The sequence below is a fragment of the Streptomyces sp. MspMP-M5 genome, assembly GCF_000373585.1.
Taxonomy (GTDB): domain Bacteria; phylum Actinomycetota; class Actinomycetes; order Streptomycetales; family Streptomycetaceae; genus Streptomyces.
In genome coordinates this window covers 1-17291 of sequence record NZ_KB891941.1, presented here as the reverse complement: position 1 = coordinate 17291, position 17291 = coordinate 1, and the positions used below count along the sequence as shown (strand labels likewise).

General features: G+C 68.7%; 17 protein-coding genes and 3 pseudogenes. 7 read left to right on the top strand and 13 right to left on the bottom strand.

Annotated features, from left to right (window positions below; genetic code table 11):
* Positions 1-78 precede the first annotated feature (78 nt).
* The gene (locus B073_RS44900; RefSeq protein ID WP_078508346.1) at positions 79-285 is read right to left on the bottom strand and encodes a DUF397 domain-containing protein; all 207 of its coding nucleotides are present in this window, start codon (positions 283-285) and stop codon (positions 79-81) included.
* The gene (locus B073_RS0135345) at positions 282-1106 is read right to left on the bottom strand and encodes a helix-turn-helix domain-containing protein (protein ID WP_018542791.1); all 825 of its coding nucleotides are present in this window, start codon (positions 1104-1106) and stop codon (positions 282-284) included. Before B073_RS0135345 ends, B073_RS44900 begins: the two co-directional genes overlap by 4 nt.
* Before the next feature lie 1150 nt (positions 1107-2256).
* Between B073_RS0135345 and B073_RS0135335 the strand changes: the two genes are divergently transcribed.
* On the top strand, positions 2257-2502 hold the full coding sequence (locus tag B073_RS0135335) for a hypothetical protein (RefSeq protein WP_106732059.1): 246 nt from the start codon (positions 2257-2259) through the stop codon (positions 2500-2502).
* 566 nt (positions 2503-3068) lie between these two features.
* Here the strand turns inward: B073_RS0135335 and B073_RS42190 are convergent.
* The 7 genes from B073_RS42190 to B073_RS46935 form a co-directional block, all read right to left on the bottom strand.
* Positions 3069-3533 carry a prepilin peptidase gene (locus B073_RS42190; RefSeq protein ID WP_018542788.1) on the bottom strand — a complete coding sequence of 155 codons (465 nt, stop codon included), beginning with the start codon at positions 3531-3533 and terminating at the stop codon, positions 3069-3071.
* A gap of 402 nt (positions 3534-3935) precedes the next feature.
* Positions 3936-4793, bottom strand: a complete 858-nt coding sequence (locus tag B073_RS0135325; RefSeq protein ID WP_018542787.1) for a hypothetical protein — start codon at positions 4791-4793, stop codon at positions 3936-3938.
* On the bottom strand, positions 4793-5425 hold the full coding sequence (locus B073_RS43140; protein WP_158690305.1) for a hypothetical protein: 633 nt from the start codon (positions 5423-5425) through the stop codon (positions 4793-4795). Before B073_RS43140 ends, B073_RS0135325 begins: the two co-directional genes overlap by 1 nt.
* A complete protein-coding gene (locus B073_RS0135315; RefSeq protein ID WP_158690304.1) occupies positions 5422-5739 on the bottom strand; it encodes a hypothetical protein in 318 nt (105 codons plus the stop codon). Before B073_RS0135315 ends, B073_RS43140 begins: the two co-directional genes overlap by 4 nt.
* A complete protein-coding gene (locus tag B073_RS42180; protein WP_158690303.1) occupies positions 5736-6782 on the bottom strand; it encodes a conjugal transfer protein in 1047 nt (348 codons plus the stop codon). Before B073_RS42180 ends, B073_RS0135315 begins: the two co-directional genes overlap by 4 nt.
* Positions 6783-6936: 154 nt before the next feature.
* Positions 6937-7227, bottom strand: coding sequence for a hypothetical protein (locus tag B073_RS42175; protein ID WP_158690302.1), 291 nt, complete (start codon positions 7225-7227; stop codon positions 6937-6939).
* Between the two features lie 109 nt (positions 7228-7336).
* On the bottom strand, positions 7337-8194 hold the full coding sequence (locus B073_RS46935; protein WP_018542782.1) for a hypothetical protein: 858 nt from the start codon (positions 8192-8194) through the stop codon (positions 7337-7339).
* Positions 8195-8792: 598 nt separating this feature from the next.
* On the opposite strand from B073_RS46935, the gene B073_RS42170 reads away from it, so the two are divergent.
* Positions 8793-9188 carry a hypothetical protein gene (locus B073_RS42170; RefSeq protein WP_018542781.1) on the top strand — a complete coding sequence of 132 codons (396 nt, stop codon included), beginning with the start codon at positions 8793-8795 and terminating at the stop codon, positions 9186-9188.
* Between the two features lie 507 nt (positions 9189-9695).
* Positions 9696-10442: a hypothetical protein gene (locus tag B073_RS44890; RefSeq protein WP_078508342.1), complete on the top strand. Its 747-nt coding sequence runs from the start codon at positions 9696-9698 to the stop codon at positions 10440-10442.
* Positions 10443-10955: 513 nt separating this feature from the next.
* Here the strand turns inward: B073_RS44890 and B073_RS44885 are convergent.
* Positions 10956-11669, bottom strand: a complete 714-nt coding sequence (locus B073_RS44885; RefSeq protein WP_158690301.1) for a UTRA domain-containing protein — start codon at positions 11667-11669, stop codon at positions 10956-10958.
* Between the two features lie 534 nt (positions 11670-12203).
* Between B073_RS44885 and B073_RS0135275 the strand changes: the two genes are divergently transcribed.
* Entirely contained in the window at positions 12204-12938 is a 735-nt protein-coding gene (locus tag B073_RS0135275; RefSeq protein WP_018542777.1) for an alpha/beta hydrolase, read from the top strand.
* 336 nt (positions 12939-13274) lie between these two features.
* Positions 13275-13432: pseudogene (locus B073_RS48510) on the top strand (IS630 family transposase); the annotation flags it as partial.
* Positions 13433-13503: 71 nt separating this feature from the next.
* Here the strand turns inward: B073_RS48510 and B073_RS0135270 are convergent.
* Together B073_RS0135270 and B073_RS0135265 are read right to left on the bottom strand one after the other, a co-directional pair.
* The gene (locus tag B073_RS0135270; RefSeq protein ID WP_018542776.1) at positions 13504-13881 is read right to left on the bottom strand and encodes a hypothetical protein; all 378 of its coding nucleotides are present in this window, start codon (positions 13879-13881) and stop codon (positions 13504-13506) included.
* A 116-nt stretch (positions 13882-13997) separates the two neighbouring features.
* Positions 13998-14756 carry a DeoR/GlpR family DNA-binding transcription regulator gene (locus tag B073_RS0135265; protein WP_018542775.1) on the bottom strand — a complete coding sequence of 253 codons (759 nt, stop codon included), beginning with the start codon at positions 14754-14756 and terminating at the stop codon, positions 13998-14000.
* Positions 14757-14805: 49 nt separating this feature from the next.
* On the opposite strand from B073_RS0135265, the pseudogene B073_RS42160 reads away from it, so the two are divergent.
* Both B073_RS42160 and B073_RS0135255 read left to right on the top strand, forming a co-directional pair.
* Positions 14806-15188: pseudogene (locus tag B073_RS42160) on the top strand (DUF4406 domain-containing protein).
* On the top strand, positions 15185-15862 hold the full coding sequence (locus tag B073_RS0135255) for an NUDIX domain-containing protein (protein WP_018542774.1): 678 nt from the start codon (positions 15185-15187) through the stop codon (positions 15860-15862). The pseudogene B073_RS42160 and the gene B073_RS0135255 overlap by 4 nt, the downstream one beginning before the upstream one ends.
* A 60-nt stretch (positions 15863-15922) precedes the next feature.
* Here the strand turns inward: B073_RS0135255 and B073_RS44875 are convergent.
* Positions 15923-17198: pseudogene (locus B073_RS44875) on the bottom strand (IS256 family transposase).
* Positions 17199-17291 lie beyond the last annotated feature (93 nt).

Here is a 17291-nt window from a genome sequence, read left to right as displayed (position 1 = left end):
GCAGAGACAGCCCACAATTCGCCAACAGCGTCCCGTGACGCTGTTGGCGAGTGGCCGTTGGCTTGAGATCCGAACATCTCAGCCGGGGAACTCCCCATGCTTGACGGCGGATACAAAGCACGACCACCCATCGGATGGGAAAATCAGTGCGGGTCCGGTAGGGGCCTTCGAGTCACGTACGGGAATGAGTCCTGAGTCGGCAAATGTACGGGAGAATTCCACGCACTGACCGCCACTTGAGCCGCTGTATGACGACTTCTCCCAGGCAGCGTGAGTCAAATTCACGACAGGTACTCCTTACGGATTTTATCAATGAGGATAAGCGAGTCGGTCGGTGCTAATGCGTGTGACCTTAGTCTGTCGTAATGCTCGCAGTAGGTATTCACGGTCTCGTGCTGTTGATAAAGCCTCCCGCCCTGCGGATCGTCCGCGTAGACAACGGTGGGGTCTTCATCGAAGGTCAGTAGGGTGAACGCCGGTACATGTGCCGCCGCAGCTCCGAACGAGAACGGCATGACCTGGAAATCTACGCTCGGTGATTCGGCGGACAAGATGAGATGATCAAGCTGTGCAGCCATCACAGATACCCCGCCAACTACAGTGCGTAGACAAGCCTCATGAAGCACGACCCAAATCAGTGGCGGATTAGACTCCGCCAGGATTTCACGTCGCCTGAGACGTGCACCCACCTTGGTGTGTATAAATTCGGCGGACTCGCGCGGGTGCCCTGCACGGAAAACGGCGTGTGCGTACTCCTCGGTCTGGAAAATCCCCATGATGCTGGTTGTCGAGAAGTCGAGAACCCTCGACGCTTCCCGCTCTCTTTCCAGATACGGCACAAACCATGAGGGGTTGTCGTCACGTTCAATGTCTCCGAGGAGTCGCACAAACATGCCGCGTGTCTGAAACATGGCATCGCACTTTTCGGCGAACTGCCGAGAGGGCTTCATAGTGCCCTTCTCAACCTTCGAGACGTACGCCTCTGAGTACCCGGAGTAAGTCCCCAGCTGTTTCTGTGTGATCTTCCGGCCTATGCGGACGTCTTTGACTGTGGCCCCAAAGCGTTGCTGCGGAGTCAAGTACCCGGTCCGCTCTACGTCGATCACTCCTCTGACCTCCCCCTATGAGGATGCTGACAGGCCAGCAGCTAGTTGCCGTACTTGACCCCCAGGCGGTCAAGTCCCTCAAGGCTAGCGGTTCTGTGGTGAGTTGATGAACCACCAGAACACCAAAGACCCCCGCGACGTGGCGAACGTCCGGGGGCATGGCCATCAACCGTCGGGAGGTTGACGACATGCGCAAACATAGCGCGTGGATCATCGAACTGCTGTTGGATCTGCTCTTTCCTGCACGGGGTCGGCATCGTTCGGCCGATGCGCCGCCCGCCCCTGAGCGCCGGGAGCGGCGTTCGCAGCGTGCCCGGCGTCGGGCGTTGTGGCTTGCGGTGCACGGGATCGATGCGGGGCCGCGTCGGATTCACGGGGTGGAGGTGGGGTGCTGATGTCCCGGGGGCCCAAGCCGGTTGCTGGGTGCGATGTGTGCCGTGCTCTGGCTGGCCAGAGTGCGGCGGCGCTGGTTCGGGGGGACAAGGCAAAGGCGGCCGAGTGTCACGCTGAGATGCGTCGTCACCCGCATGGGAAGCGGGGTGCTCGATGACGAAGGCTCGGACAGAGGGAGCCGCGGCGGCTGAAGCCTATCAAGAGCTTCAACTCGCGCTGAAGGAAGCAAAGATCCGTCTGCCGGAGTTCCGGATCAGTGACGGTGCTGACGGGGAGTTGCAGTTCAACTTGGGACGCGTCGGCGTCCGTACGGCTGCAAGGCTTGCTCGCTGCCTGAGGAAGGCGGTGCGGTGATGTCGTACGAGGCGAGCAGCGGCCTCTCGTGCCGAAGAGGCGTTCTGGGACCTGAATGTCACCCCGGTGAAAGCGGAGTTGGAGTTCCCGGAGATGGGGGTCAGCTACTGGGCGCCCGGTGGGTCCCGGCTCAGCTTGGGGAGCATCGACGACCGTACGGCTGCGAGGCTGGCCGGCCTTCTACGGACGGAGGGCGCATGACTTGGGGGCGTCGTAGGCGGCGCTGTTCGGCACGGACGTCACTGGCGCCGAGGCGTGCGGTGGAGCAGCTCTTCGCGTACTACCAGGTTGAGATTCCGTCGCCCCCGCCAAAGTGGGCGCGGTGCGAGTTGCCCTACCGGCACAAGGGGAGCCACTGCGTGGAGGTAGCTGGCGTCCGGCGTTGGTGGAAGGCGGTGCCGCGGTGAGTGCGGATGCCTGGTCACGCTGGTGCGATCAGATCGAGGAAGCGTGGAATCGGCACGTGCGGTATCGGGAGCTGTACCGCCGGCTCGATGCCGTGCGGGACGAGCTCAGGGCTCGTACGGCGTGGGTGGATCAGCTGACCGAGGAAGAGCTGGAAGAGATGCTGTCCGCTCTGCCTGCATGCGTCGAAGGCTTGCGGGATGCGGTCGGTGAGGCCCCGGAGCGTCCGGAGGGCACGTCATGAAGGGAGGTAAGGGGGTGGGGGAATGGGCGCTCCCGCTCGATCCGGAGTGGAGGATGAGGCACGTGGCGAAGTGCCTTGCCTGCGGGGAATTGTCCATCGACATGCCCACCGCCGGTGATGCCCGGGGCTGGTGTCTGACGCACGCACGCGACACCGGTTGTGGGGACCGCTTCGAGGTGACGGCGTTTTGGTACCTCGGCGTGGGCTCAGGTGAGCCTCCGTCGGTGAACGGCACTTCACCGACGTAGCCCGAAGCGCACCCGCACAACGCCGCCCGATCCAGTAGGCGGCCTTCACCGGCTTCGGCAGCAAGAGCCCGAGGGGCGGCGCCGACTCCAGCGGGCGGTCCGGCTATCCCACCGCCTCCGGCATCCCACCCACCGTTCCTCAACCACGCTCTCGCGTGCGGGGGTGGTGAAGCGCCTGCGCGGCCACTGACCGGTCCTCACCACTGGATCGATCAGTGGCCGGCTGGCTACCCCGCCCAGGACTGGCGCGGGTACCCCTCGATCGACCTGCGTGAATCCCTGCTGGGTAAGCATCTGGGTATCCGCCTCGCCATCCGGTCAGGTGCTGGTAGTGAGAGCGGCTGCGAGTGTGCCGATGATGAGGAACGGGCCGAAGGCCAGTGTGCTCTTGCGACTGCCGCGCCGGGTGACGAGCAGGACGGTTGCCACGGCCGCTGCCAGCAGGAAACTCACCACGAGCCCCAGCCACGCGGCCTGCCAGCTGCGCCACCCCAGCAGGGCACCGAGGGACACGGCCACCTTGGCGTCGCCCAGCCCCATGCCGCCAAGCGCAAAAAGGGTGAACAGCACGCTGGCCGCGGCGGCGGCGCCCACGGCACGCATGAGGCTGCCGCTTTCGTGGTGGGCTGCCGCGGCCGCGAGCAGTACGACCGTGCCCACAGCAGCGGGCACGGTCAGGGCGTCTGGCAGCCGCTGGACGGCGCTGTCGATCAGCAGCAGTGCCGTGCCGAGCGTGGCCACCCAGTACTGCGCCACGGCGTACCAGCCGCCGGCACCGTCCATGGCCACGGCGGCGAACGCGGCTCCTGCTGCGGCCTCCGGCAACCAGGCCGGCGTGAGAGGGGTCAGGCACCGGGGACACCGCCCGGTGGGAGGCAGCAGCTCCACCGCGCTGAACCACCGCCCAGGCTAGGGCGGCAGAGCGCACCGGGAACAGGTCGCAGAGGGCGGATCTCCCGCCGGGACAGCGAGTATCGCGACTACGGGCCGGACGAGGATGCCGACGAGGCACCCCAGCAACGCCATCACCAGGACCTCTATCACGGCTCCTCCTGGCGCCCTCTACACACCGACCGCAGAGCAATAGAACCTGTACTTTCGCAAGCACTTGGAAGAATGCCGGAACTCGTGCTCCGCGAGCCATGGCCGTTCGGGTCACTCATGAGCAATCGCAATGACGGTTCGTCATGACCGACCGTCGGCTTCGCAGAGCTGCGAGGCGAGGTATTCGGAGCCGGGGAAGACGAACCGCTCGGGCATCTCCGCCAGCGACAGAAACGTCTGGTAGGACTCGCCCCACTCGGTGCTCACCTGCAGCCAGCGCCGTGCGAACCGGCTCTTGCGGTGCGCGTCCTCCTCCTGACCGGCCTCGGCGGCGGGAGCGGCGCTCTCCGCAAGGATCACCTGGCCCAGGGCCGCAGCTCCGCGGCCGCGGCCCCGCCCTGCGCCCTGATCCGGTTCGGGCAGCAGGGGCTCCAGCACTCCGCGCCGGGCGCAGTGCCCGTAGATCCACAGGATTTCCGCCTCGGTCGCCGGGCGCAAGGCGACCGTCGAGGGCCAGGCCGCTGCCAGTGCCTGCTCCAGCCGGCGCTCCTCCTCGCGTGCGCCGACCGGTACGGGCAGCAGGCCCAGCTGCAGGTCGATTTCCGCGCGGGCCGCATCGAACGCCATACCGGCCATCTGCCTCTTGCTGCCCGCGGGCAGGGGGACCGCCAACCAGTCCGCGCGGCTGGTCAGCTCCATGCGCTCCAGCTGGTCCCACACCCGCGTCGCCAGCTGCGCGTAGCGCTCGCAAGCAGCCAGGTCGACGCCGTCGGTCATCTTGCGCACCACCGAGGCCGGGTCGACCTGCGGACACAAACTCAGCAGCATCGACTCGCCGTGCAGCTGCTTGACGAGAGATTCCAGGGCACGCAGGCGGCGTTCCTTGACGCTGCGGGAAGACTGCGCATGTCCGCTGCCCTCCACCCGCCACACCGCCCAGCACGTACCGTGCTTGGTCCAGATGACGTTGCCGGCTACGTGCCGGACCGGGATCCGCATCACTGCCCCCGCTCGTTCGAGTTCGTGGTGGCGGCCGGGCCGGCGGCGCGGGCGGCGAGCAGTGCGCCCACGCCCGACGCCACGCGCACCACAGGCGCATCGGCATCCGACCGGCCAGTGGCCGACGCGCTCTTCGGGGCACCATCTGCGGGAACGGTGCGCACCGGCTTGGTGAGAGTGGGGACGGCCTCCGGCCGAGCGTTCGCGCTGCCCGTCCCGTTCGCCGGCTGCCATGTCAGCGTGCAAAGCCCCACCGCGGCACCGCGCCGGTGCTGCCGCACAGGGCGTCCGTCCAGCCGGCCGGAGTTTCCGCTCACGGCCAGCCCGAGTGCACTGGCGGCGACAGAGAGTGGGTTGCGGCCATCGACGTGGATCCAGCCGACGACGAGCGCCAGCGCGTAGGGCACACTGAGCAGCGGCAAGAGGTCCAGCACGCCGTGATGTGCCCACATCCCCCGGGTCACCAGCAGCGCCGTGATCGCGGCCAGGGCGACGAAGATCTGTGGCCAGGTATAGGGACCGCCCCAGATCCGGCCGCCACCGGGCCAGTTGCCCACCACGTTCTGGTGACGACGTGCCTTGGTGTAGCAGCGGCCGATCAGCGGCTCGGGCCGCACAGCAGGGGTGCTCATCGCCGGCCGCCGTCGAGCGGGTCGATGTGGTCGACGATGCGGACCGCGGCCGGGGCCGCGTTGCCGGAGGGGTTCTTGATGTCCTCGCCGACCTTGTCCCGCAGCGCGGTCATGTTGACGACGATCGCCATGACCACCGCCCCGCCGATCGCGGCTACTGCGGCTTTCATCACGCTCTTGGTCTGGCCCCACACCAGGGCGATCGAGACGACGTGCATCAGCCCCAGTACGCCCACGAGGAAAAAGTTCTTGAGCTGGGTGACGATGCTGTTGGCGTCGGAGATGGCCCCGGCCATCTGCATGAGCCCGTTCATGAGCCCTGCCCTTTCTGAGAATGTGAAGAGTCGTCGGACGCGGCCAGGGCGGGTGCGGCTTCCAGCGCCGCGATCTCCCAACGGCCGCCGCGGGAGCGCAGCTCGATCGCGTACGTCATCGCCCGCTCGCCCCCGCCGTGGCGTTCGCCGGCGACGTCGACCAGCAACCGCCTCTGCACCCCATCCGGCGGGGTTTGGGCTTCCGCTCCTTCGGCCGGCCCTTGGCCGTGGTCGGCGATCTGCGTGAGCGTCACCGCGGTGTACGGCGCCGGCCGCACGGGGTGCAGCGTGATGCCGGGGGAGAGGTAGCGCTCGACGTCGCCCTGTCCCGTCAGATACGCGGCGAGGAAGCCCTGGACCGTCTGCACCGCCGGGTCGGATGCCAACGGCGCGTGCCTCGATCCGTACGACAACTCCGGAGGCTTCGCCACCTCTGCGGTCGGAGCTGCCACCTCAGCGGGCAACGCGGCCGCCACCCACCCGGTCGCCGTGCCCTTCGCGCCGGCTGTGGAGCGCACCGCAACCTGGAAGTAGTGGAGTTGGCCCGCGTCACCCTTGCCCTTCGACGACCCGGCGATCCACACGGCTACGGTCACCGACCAGTAGCGGGCCGAGACCTGCCGTACCTGCACCGCGGATGCCGACTCCGCACGCTCCGCCCCGCCCTGAGACGGCCAGGTCATGGACCGGGCAGCGGGGTAGAACGCCGCGAACTCCTCCGCGTCCGCGTCACTGTCGCCGGCCTTCACGTACGCGGCGACGTACACCTCGGCAATGCCCGCCGGTGCCACCGCATCCGACGACGCCGACTGCACCCGCGGCGCCTCGGCCCGCGTGGGCACAGCCACCGGCGCCGCAGCAGAGGCCAGGGCCCAGCCGCCCAGCAGCGGACCGGTCAGCAGCAGGCCCCAGGCGCTCCACCGCACCACGGCCGTCCAGTTCGCCATGGCGCCCGTCGACATCGACGTGGTGGCCCACCCGGTGTCCGGTTGGGCGGACTCCTCCACCGGCGGGGCCTGCTCTTCCTTGCGGCGCCACTTCACGACTGCGGCCCCTTCCGCAGCAGATCCCCCCACGTACCCGTCGGGTCCAGAACCCAGATGCGCCGACCCTCGCGGCGAGCAGCCGCCAACTGGTTCCTGACTGCTGCCTTCAGGCCATGGCTCTTTCCGTAGCCCACAGAACCGAACGTCGCCTTCACGCCGTCACCTCGCCCTGCACGGACTTGGCCCGCGTCAGCTCGGCGATCCGCTCACGCAGCCGCGCCGGCGGCAGCGCCAGCACCTCCCGGACCAGGACCTGTGCGTCCTCGGCGTCCCGCTCTACGTACGAGCGCAGCTGCGCGTAGGTGTCGGCCGAGAACGGCTCGGTCACCAAAGCGACTGCCAGTTGCGTCGCCCTTCGGCGGATCGCCACCAGCCGCAGCTCCTCGTCCTTCAACTCCACCGCATCTCCCTCATGGCCCTCATCTCCCAGCCCTTCCGTCACGACGGCTCCCTCCTCTGTCCTCGGTGCACGGACTCCCCGCACACCACAGAGAGGGGAGCCGGACCGGCCCCGATGTGACACCAGCACCCGAAAAACTTCTGACGGCCCCTCAAGCCGCCTCCACCCACTGCGGCACCGCCTGCCGCAACTGCGCCACCGCCCGGCTACGTCGACGACGCAGCGCCACCGAACTGACCCCCAACGCCTGCGCCGCCTCGGCATCCCGCGGCGCCCCCTCGCGGTAGTGATCGCAGATCCCGGACGCCGCCTCCGCGGTAAGCACCTCGCGCTCCAACGCCCAGACCAACAGCGCGACCATCTCGCCGCGCGCTCCCTCCAGTTCCTCCACCGCATCCACCGCGCGCACCAGGCCGGCTTCCTCGGCGGCCCGCGCCAGCAGAGCCGGCTCGACCGCCCGCGACGGCTCCTCACCACCGGGCAGGCGCGCCGCCCACTCCTCGTCCAGGGCAGCGGAGGGCGCCAGCTCCTGCTTGAGCTCCCGCGAGACGCGGTGCCACAACTCCATCCGCAGATTCGCCGCGACCCGCCGCGGCCGCCGCGCCACCGGGTAGCTGCGTACCACCTCCCACAGGGAGGCGATCACCAACTGCGCCACGTCCTCGCTGCTCTCGCCGTCGCGCAGGCAGCGGCGCATCATGCGTTGGGCGCACGGGAGCATCGCCTGAACCAGGACACGAGCGGCCAGCTCGGCATCCCGCTCGCCGCCTGCGCTCACCCGGTGCAGCAGGACGCCCATCCAGGCATCGCTGAAATCCGACCCCTCACGCTCAGCGCGCTCCCGCAGCAGGACACACAGCGCACCCAGATTCACCGGGGCCCGTTCGGTCTCCAGCACGCCGGCGGCGAGCATCCACGAACGCACCCGGTCGGCGTTGCCCCGATCGGCGCACAGCTGCTCCCACTCGGCATTCAGACGTGTGACCAACGTCGACTGAACGGCATCCACGGCAGCTCCTCTCGGATCGACTGCCGTGAACTCTGCTCAGCACCCCTTGCCAAACTGCTTGCCCCAAAGCGACGAAGGAGCAGGTCAATTGGGGTATCCGATGGGGTATCCGCACCGCGAGCGCGGGTATCCACCGCCCGACCGCCCGAGAGCAGCCGGTGGCTTCCCCGAAGGCGCTTTGGACGGCCCGGGCGACCACACCTGATGGCACCCGGCCATCGACTGTGGAGCGCGGTCAACTCGCTTCCCCGCTACGCCGCGTGCACGACCACTCCCACCGGTCCCCGCCAAGCGTTCGCCCACGGGGGCGTTGGTTCGACGGCCTTCTCCGGTTCGCTCCGCGGCCCGGCGGGGCGCGAAGCATCGGTTCGGCGGCGGCCCTCAGTCGCACACCCGATGCCGACTGTCTGTTTGACGCCGATACGATCGACTGCGTCGAACTGGTCCGATTCGTCGGCTGTCTCAACGGCAAGGAGATCTTCACGGTGGGCTTTCCCTCCTCCTACACCCCGCCGGTCACGTGTGACGGGCCGGACGCTGCCGCATCAGGCATTCGCACCGGCCGGGCATCGGAGCGCCACGCCCGCGGGGTCATCCGTTGACCATCGCGGTGGTCCTGCTCGGCGCGGTGATGCTGGGCATCGGGGTGTGGGGTCTGCTCAGCAAGCGGAAGCTGCCCGCGTGGTGGCGCCTGAGCTGGTTCGCCACCACCCTGATCGGGCTGGTCATCTGGCTGCTTCTCGTGTCGCGAGCGCAGCCTGTGCTCTTGCCGAAGACGTCGCCTTGCTATGCGGTCGGCGACTACGGTTCTCGCCTGTTCCCACCCGACTCGTACTGCGTCCATGACGATGGTTCCCGACGGACCGTCAACGGGCTCACCTCGCAGGTGATCTTCTGGATCTGCTTCGTCAACAGCACGCTGCTGTACCTGATCGGCCTGCAGCACGCCGCGGTGAGGCTCTGGAGACGCGGTCGCAGGCTCTACCGGCGGTAGCGCCATCGGCGGGCCGGGCTCACCGTCGATGCACGAGGGGTGGTGTTCCACGAGCACAGAACCCGAGGGCGATCAGAACCACATACAGCCCCTAGCTGCCAGGGGCGCGGAGGATGCGGCGCTCTGACAGGACAGTGGCAGACGGCGGTTGCTGCACCGGAGCCGTCCCGCGTGCCGGTGCCACCGTAGGTACCGACGTGCGTACCACCGTACGTACCATCGCTGGTACCACCGTGCGTACCAGGTCCCTCAGCGGCACAGTGGAAAACATGCTGGTCAGGGCGCGAGGGTATGCGGCTCTCACTGCCGACACCTCTTCCTCAGGAGGAGGAAGAGGCATGTTCTCTTCCTGTCGGGCCGCGCTGGGCGGTGCGTGGCCCGGCTATCGCGTCAGCTTCAGTAGGTTTTGATCTCTGGCCGTGAGGCGCGTACGGCCGTCTGGTTCGTGGCGGCTGGGCGACAGCGCGGCGCACTGGAAGTGTCGACTGAGCGTGACAGCCCGGCACCGTGGCAGATGACGTGCGCGACGTGCTGGGCGAGGTCGCGTCGGCTGGATGGACGCTCGACCACCGGACGGACCACGGCCGTCTGTCTCAGGGCTTGGTCGGGTGGGCGAACCTGACCATCAATGCGATCCCGGGCTTCCACGGTCCACCGGCGGTTCGGGCTGTGATCGGACCGTCGCAGGCGGCCGGGAGCGACGCGTGCACCATCAGCCGCCGACCGACATCTGTCGGTGGCGGGTGCGAGGCTGAGGGATGGACGAGCTGGGTGTCCCCCCAGCGCTACGGCGGGTGCGTGTTCCCACAGTTCACCCCGACCTGGCAGGTCTCGGTGTCGGACGGCCGGGTCGCCGACGTCGCCTGGCACATCTACTGGGCCCAGAAAAACCTCAAGCACCCGTGGGGCGCGCCGAACAAGGGGTATCCGCTGCACCGCACCCAGGCCACGGATCTGATCAAAGCGAACCGGCGTGTGTCGTGTGACACCGTGCCGCGTCCGCCGGGGCGCCCGGACCTGTCGTGTGACGAGTACCCCTACGCGGCCTCCTATGAGGGCGCCTCGAAGAACCTGGACTACTCCTGCCACTTCCTGAACAAGGACCGGAACTCGCAGGAGGGTTCGCTGAAGAAGAGCTGGCAGAACTCCCAGCGTGTCCTGGAGGAGGACGCGTTCTGGGTTGAGGTCGTCAAGCCCGCTGCCGCTCAGGAGCCTCCGCAACTGCATGAGCCGGTCGGCTGCGGCCACAACTGACCCGAAGCATCCAGCCCTACCGGTGCGGGGCAGGCCCTACTCTCGGGTCTGCCCCGTTCCCGTTGCTCTGGAAGGGAGACACGGCGATGCCGGAACGCATGCAAGCGGACACCCGTAGCATGTTCGTCGACGCCAACCTCATCCGTGTCCTCGACCCCGACGTCTTGTACCACCCCGAAGACGACGGATCCTTCGACGTGTCGACGACCGGTCTCGTCGGCATCACCTTGTCCGGTCCTGTCGTGGCTTGCGGCACTCACGTGGGAGACGTGCAGGTCGGCGCCGAACTGTGGGATGAGGCGCCGCCGGTCGAGGCCGAGGCATGGCAGGACGTCGCCGAGGTGTCCGTGCAGTGGGCCGGTCTGGTGATGGTGGTGTGCGGAGACAGCCCGGACGAGGAAGAGGCGATCGAGGTGAGTCTTCCTGGTCCGGGCACGTACCGGGTGCGGGTGCATGCCCGGCACCGTGACGAGGGTGAGGACCGCGACGAGCGCGACCCCGTAGAGACGGTACTCATCCAGGTGTGGCCCGCCACGGGGCCGAGCGCGCCCGCGGCCGTCCACAAGGCCACCAGCACCACCAGCGCCGTATGGCGCAGGGAGTACCGCGCCGAGCATCAAGCGCGGACAGGGAGCGGGTCGGTTCAACGGGAGGTTCGGCGGAGGGATGGCGGGTGATGGGGTACCCGATCTCGAAAGCGTCCACAGACATGCGGGTGTCGTTGACCTCCAGCACTGTCCCGTCGGGGGCCTTGATCGTCCCAAACACGGTCCGGAGCAGCGGGATGCACTTGGACAGTCTGAGCCGTTCGGCCTCGGTCGGGGCGGGCATGCGGGCGGCCACGGTTTCCTCCCAGGCCAGGGGACCGTGGCCCATGTCCTCCAGGAGGTCGTAGACGCCCGCGGGACCGGTGTCGTGTTCGGCGAGTTGTGTCCCTCGGGCGACGGCGGCGGGCAGGAAGCTGGTGGCCAGCTGCATCGGCTTGCCTGCGGCGGCATCACCCATGATCCGGTCGCGGACCAGGTCGTCCTGGCCCGGGATGCTGAGCAGGGCGGCGACGTCGCGCGGGGCCGGGCCCCAGGTGGTTGTCGGGGGTTCGAGCGGGTTCCACGGTTGGGCGGTCGGGTCGAAGTAGTAGCCGCGCTTGTCGCGGAACGCCTGCCGGCTGTGCGTCAGGCGCTGCTTTACGGACCTGGCGCGGACGGTGGTGCCGCGGCGCCGGCCCACCTCCACCAGCCCTTCGGCTTCCAGCTCGGCGATGGCCTCACGGCGGTCTGCTTGGCGATCCCGTGCTGCTCGGCGATCTCGGTGATCTTCGGTAGCACCGCGCCCTCGGGGCGTCCGCCCATGCCCGGGCGACGAAGACCGCGCGTGCGGCACAAGCGGCACTGGCCGAGGCCGGCGCGGACGACGAACTCGCTTCGCTGCGCAAGCCGTTGACCGTGACGGTGGAGGAGGAAGACGGCCGACTCGATGCTGTGGCGCTGCTGTGGTGCCGGTAGATCAGCAACGTCGTTGTCGCGTTGCGGGATCTGCGTGAGCAGGCGCCGCCGTTTTCCGGCTCCGTGGCATCCGGGAGCCTCCGCAAAACCCGATTGGCGGGCCACGGCGACCACTGCTACTTTCCTGGGGGCCGTGCGAGAGAACAAGGAGGTGGTACCCGTGAACGCAGTATCGACATGGGTGCTCCCCTCCGGGGTCACGGTCGGGCGATAGGTCGTCCGGGAGCGCCATTCAGGAGCACTCCCGAAAGGCACGACCATGCACTTCACTTCTGAAAAGCGTCTCGACGACGATGTCCTCGAGCGCGAATTCACCCTCGGCGAGATTCCCGGCATCCTGTGGACGCCCGCGTCCGCATCCGCACCGGTCCCGCTGATTCTGCTCGGCCCCCCGCCGCTCGGTCTGCGCAAGGTGTACCCCCGACTGGTGGCGCGGGCCCGGCACGCCGCGGCGGATGGCTTCGCCACGGCCACCATCGAGCTCCCCGGCAGCGGCGACCGGCCCCGTTGGCCCGCCGCCGAGCAGGCCCTCGCCGACCTGCGCCGGGCGATGGAGGCCGGCAAGCCGGTCACTGACGAGATCATCGACGCCCTCATCCTCCCGCTGGTCGACAAGGCGGTCCCGGAATGGCGGGCCGCCCTGGACGCCCTCCTTTCGCTGCCCGAGATCGACGGCCCGGTCGGCTACTCGGGGGGAGTGATCTCCATCGGCATCCGGCTCGCGGTGGTCGAACCGCGCATCGTGGCCGCCGGTCTCTTCGCCGGGAGTTTCGTGCCTCGCACCATGTTCGAGGAGGCACGCCAGGTCACCATTCCGCTGCACGTCCTGCTGCAGTGGGACGACGAAGGGAACGACCGGCAGGCGGCCCTGGACCTGTTCGACGCCTTCGGCTCCAAGGAGAAGACGTTGAACGCCAACATGGGCGGGCACACCGGCGTCCCGCAGTCCGCGGGGGACGCCGCGGCCCAGTTCTTCGCCCGGCACCTGAAGTGAGGCCGGGCCGTCAGGCCACCAGTCGACGGTAAGCCGTGTTGGCCAGGATGTCCCTCGTAGAGGGCAAGTCCCGGCGCTCCTCTGCTGTTTATGCCGCGGGCCCCTGCCAACTCGGCAGGGCCCGCGCTGCCCGAAGCCGTGAACTGTTCGATTTCGCGAGCATCGGTTCGGTGAGCGGTGCAGTGGTCTGCATGGATGGTCAATGCCGCCGGTCTGACCACGGGCCGGCGGGGTCGATAGCAGGTGCTCACGGCACTGCGAGCCTCATGATCGCAAAGGGGCCACTGCTCGGGGAGCTCATGCGACAGCCGGTGCAGGTAATGGCCGACCAACCGCCACCCTGCGCAAACCCAGGCACTGCACCGCTACCTGCGCCGGCGCAACACCGACGCCCGCCACCCCGACGTACTCGCCGCCAACGCAAGGAACGCGCCCGCACCCGCAGCGAGAAGGGCATTCGCTGGGGCGGACGTCCCCTCAACACCGCGGCCTGACCAACCGCGAACAGCAGCCCCCGAACGCCGACGGGGCAAGTTCAGGGGAAGGACAGCGACAGAGGGATGACTCAGGAGGCGAACGGCTCGATCTCCCCCGCGAAGACGATGACCTGGTCGATGAGGCTCCGTCGCAGATGGACGACATCCGTTCCCGCCAGGCGGGGGCCTCCATCAGGCGTGGTGAAGACCCACTGGTACCGCGCCCATTCGTCAGGCATGTCCACCGCTGAGCAGCGCACCATCGTGCCGGTCCCCGCCGGGTGGCGTCGGATGTCCAGCACGAACCGCTCGACCGCCCCGATTCCTTCGCTGCGACCCAACGGCCCCCAGAAGACCACGTCTGAGGTCAGGGCCTGGGAGAGCAGGGCAGTCACATACCTGTCGTCCGAGGCGTTGAACGCGGAGATGAACGTGTCGATCGCGGAGCGTGCGGTCTCTTCCTGCATGCCCCAGTAATACCAGGCGTTTCGCGTGGAGCAATGGTCAATTCCTGTGGATGGCTGAGCCACAGTGGCAGGCTGGTGTCTTGATCTCTTGCGATCCCGCGTTGGCGCCGTAGCTGTCAGCCGGCTGCCAGGACCTCCACGCCGTGTGCCGTGAGCTGCTCGATGACCGGGTGGTGGGGATCGGCATCGGTGATCAGTCCGCTGATGTCCTCCCAGGGCAGGACGCGGAACCGGGAGGCGGTGCCGATCTTCTCGGACGAGGCGAGGATGTAGGTGTCCGCGGCCCGTGCGGCCAGGGCGCGCTTCATCGCAGCCTCCTCGGCGTCGCCGGTGGTCAATCCCGACTGCGGGTGGACGCCGGTGACGCCGAGCAGACAGAGATCGGCCGAGACATTCTGGGCGGCCTCGACCGCGGCCGCGCCGCAGGCGACCGCCGAATGTTTGAAGAGGCGGCCGCCGAGTAGGAAGACCTCGGCCTGGGAGTGGTCGAGCAGCGCGGCCGCAATGGTCGGGCTGTGGGTGATCACGGTGCACGCCAGGTCCGGCGGGAGGGCGTGGGCGACGGCGAGGGCGGTGGTGCCGCCGTCCAGGATCAGGGCACTGCCGGGCCGCACGAGTGCGGCGGCGACCGCGGCGACCTGCCGCTTGCCGTCGGGGGTGACCGTCTGCCGGGCAGCGTAGTCCGCGATGGCCGGTGAGACGGGCAGGGCCCCGCCGTAGACCCGCTGGCACAGCCCTTCGGCGGCGAGGTCGCGCAGGTCGCGGCGCACGCTGTCCTCGGAGATGCCCAGGTCGGCGGCGACTTCCTTGGCGACGATCTTGCCCTCGCGGGCGAGCAGGTCTAGCAGGTGGTCGTGCCGTTCCGCAGCCAGCATCCGTGTTCTCTCCTGTTCTTGCACGTTTATGCATGTATCGTAGCGCGCCATGACCGACAAACCGATGCTCATCCTCATCGCTGGCCCCTACCGCTCCGGTGCCGATGACGACCCCGAGGCCATGGCCGCCAACCTCGCCCGCCTCGAAGCCGCGGCCTGGCCGGTTTCACAGCCGATCACGTCCCCGTGATCGGGGAGTGGATCGCCCTGCCCGTCCTGCGTTCGGCCGGCGCAGGCCCCAGCGCCCCCCTCGCCGACCAGGTCCGCTACCCGACCGCCGAGCGCCTGCTCGCCCACTGCGACGCCGTACTCCGGCTCCCTGGCGACTCCACCGGAGCCGATCAGGACGTCGCCACCGCCCGCCGCCGCGGCCTGCCCGTCTACCACGACGTCAACGAGATCCCGTACCGCACCCCGCAGGAGAGCGCGTGAACACCCGCCCCGGGATCGACACCCCCGACCACCGCGGCCGCACCGGCCTCGACCGCACCGGACGAGACCTGGACCGCAACCCCGACGTCCTGGTCCGCGACGTCGAGCTCACCTCCCAGGGCTGGCACGTCCTGCGCCGCACCACCTTCGACTACCGGCGCCGCGACGGACGCTGGATCACCCAGCAGCGCGAGACCTACGACCGCGGAAACGGCGCGGTCGTCCTGCCCTACGACACCGAGCGCGGCCGAGTACTGCTCACCCGTCAGTTCCGCTACCCGGCCTACGTCAACGACCACCCGGACGGCATGCTCATCGAGGCCGCGGCCGGGCTGCTCGACGGCGACGACCCGCTCGCCGCCATCCGGCGCGAGAGTGCCGAGGAACTCGGTGTCACACTCGGCCCGCTCACCCACATCCTCGACGCCTACATGAGCCCCGGCTCCGTCACCGAGCGCCTGCACTTCTATGCCGCCCCCTACACCCCGGCCGACCGGACCGGAAACGGCGGCGGACTCGAAGAAGACGGCGAGGACATCGAAGTGCTCGAACTGCCCTTCACCGACGCCCTCGCCATGGTCCGTGACGGACGCATCACCGACGGAAAAACCATCCTGCTCCTGCAATGGGCCGCTCTGGACGGCCCCTTCACCCCTACCGCGGGCACCCGCTGACACCGCTGCCCTGCGGCCGACCCCGCTCCGGGCACGCGGGCCGGCCGGGAGCACGAGCCCTCAGGCGGCAGTGAGCTCGGACCGCTCGACGAGTCGGCCGCGTTCGAAGCGGGCTCCGGCGCGGAGCAGGGGACGAGGCGTGCGCCGTTAACCGAGCGCAAGCGGGCCTGGGCGGACTCGACGAGCTTGAAGACCATGGACAGGGCGGCGGCGCGGGAGCCGGCACCCTTGGTGACCTTGGTGCGGAGCCGGACGGTGGCGAAGGTCGACTCGATCGGGTTGGTGGTCCGCAGGTGGATCCAGTGCTCGGCCGGGTAGTCGTAGAACTCCAGCAGGACATCCTTGTCGTCGGTGATCCTCGCGACGGCCTGGGGAACTTCGAGCCATAGAGCCTGGCGAAGGTCTTCATAGAGCCTGGCGAAGGTCTTGATCGCCTGCTCGGCGTGCTCGCAGTCCTCGGCGTTGCAGATGCCCTGCAGGGCCTTCTTCGCCGCCGGCTGGGCCGACTTCGGTATGGCGTCCAGGACGTTGGCGGTTTTATGAACCCAGCACCTCTGCTCACGGGTGGCGGGGGAGACCTCGCGCAGGGCCTTCCAGAACCCGAGCGCACCGTCGCCGACCGCGAGCACCGGGGGCGCGCATGCCCCGGCGCGCGCAGTCACGGAGCAGGTCGGCCCAGGACTCCGAGGACTCCCGGTAGCCGTCGGCCATGGCGACCAGTTCCTTGGCGCCGTCCGCGCGGACTCCGATGACCACGAGGACCGGCGGCCTTGGCCTGGTCCAGGCGTACGCGCAGGTGGATGCCGTCGACCCAGACGTAGACGTGGTCGGTGCCGGACAGGTCGCGCTCCTGGAAGGCGGCGTGGTCGGCCTGCCACTGGGCGGTCAGCCGGGTGACCGTGGCCGGGGAGAGCCCGGCCGTGGAGCCGGGGAACTGTTCCATCGCCGGGACCAAGTCGCCGGTGGACAGGCCGTGCAGGTAGAGCAGGGGCAGCACCTCGGCGATCTTCGGGGACTTGCGGCACCAGGGCGGCAGGATCGCCGAGGAGAACCGCTTGCGCTCGCCGGTCGCCGCGTCGATGCGCTTGTCGTTGACCCTCGGGGCCTTGACCTCGATCACGCCGGCAGCGGTGGTGACCTTCCGGGGCTGGTGGTAGCCGTTGCGGACCACCAGCCGGCGGCCAGCCTCGTCCCGCTCGTCGGTCAACTCGGCGATTTAGGCATTGACTTCGGCCTCCAGGGCGGCGGCCAGCATCCGCCGGGCGGCCTCACGGACGATCTCGTCCAGCAGGGAGCCGTCTCGCGTCGAGCCGTCGGCGTTGACTTCGGTGAGCAGTCGGGTAGCCGGGACGCATTGCTGCGTCCCGGCCCCCTCAGAACCGGACGTGCGAGTCATCCCCGCATCCGGCTCAAGCTGGCCTGTGGCTGC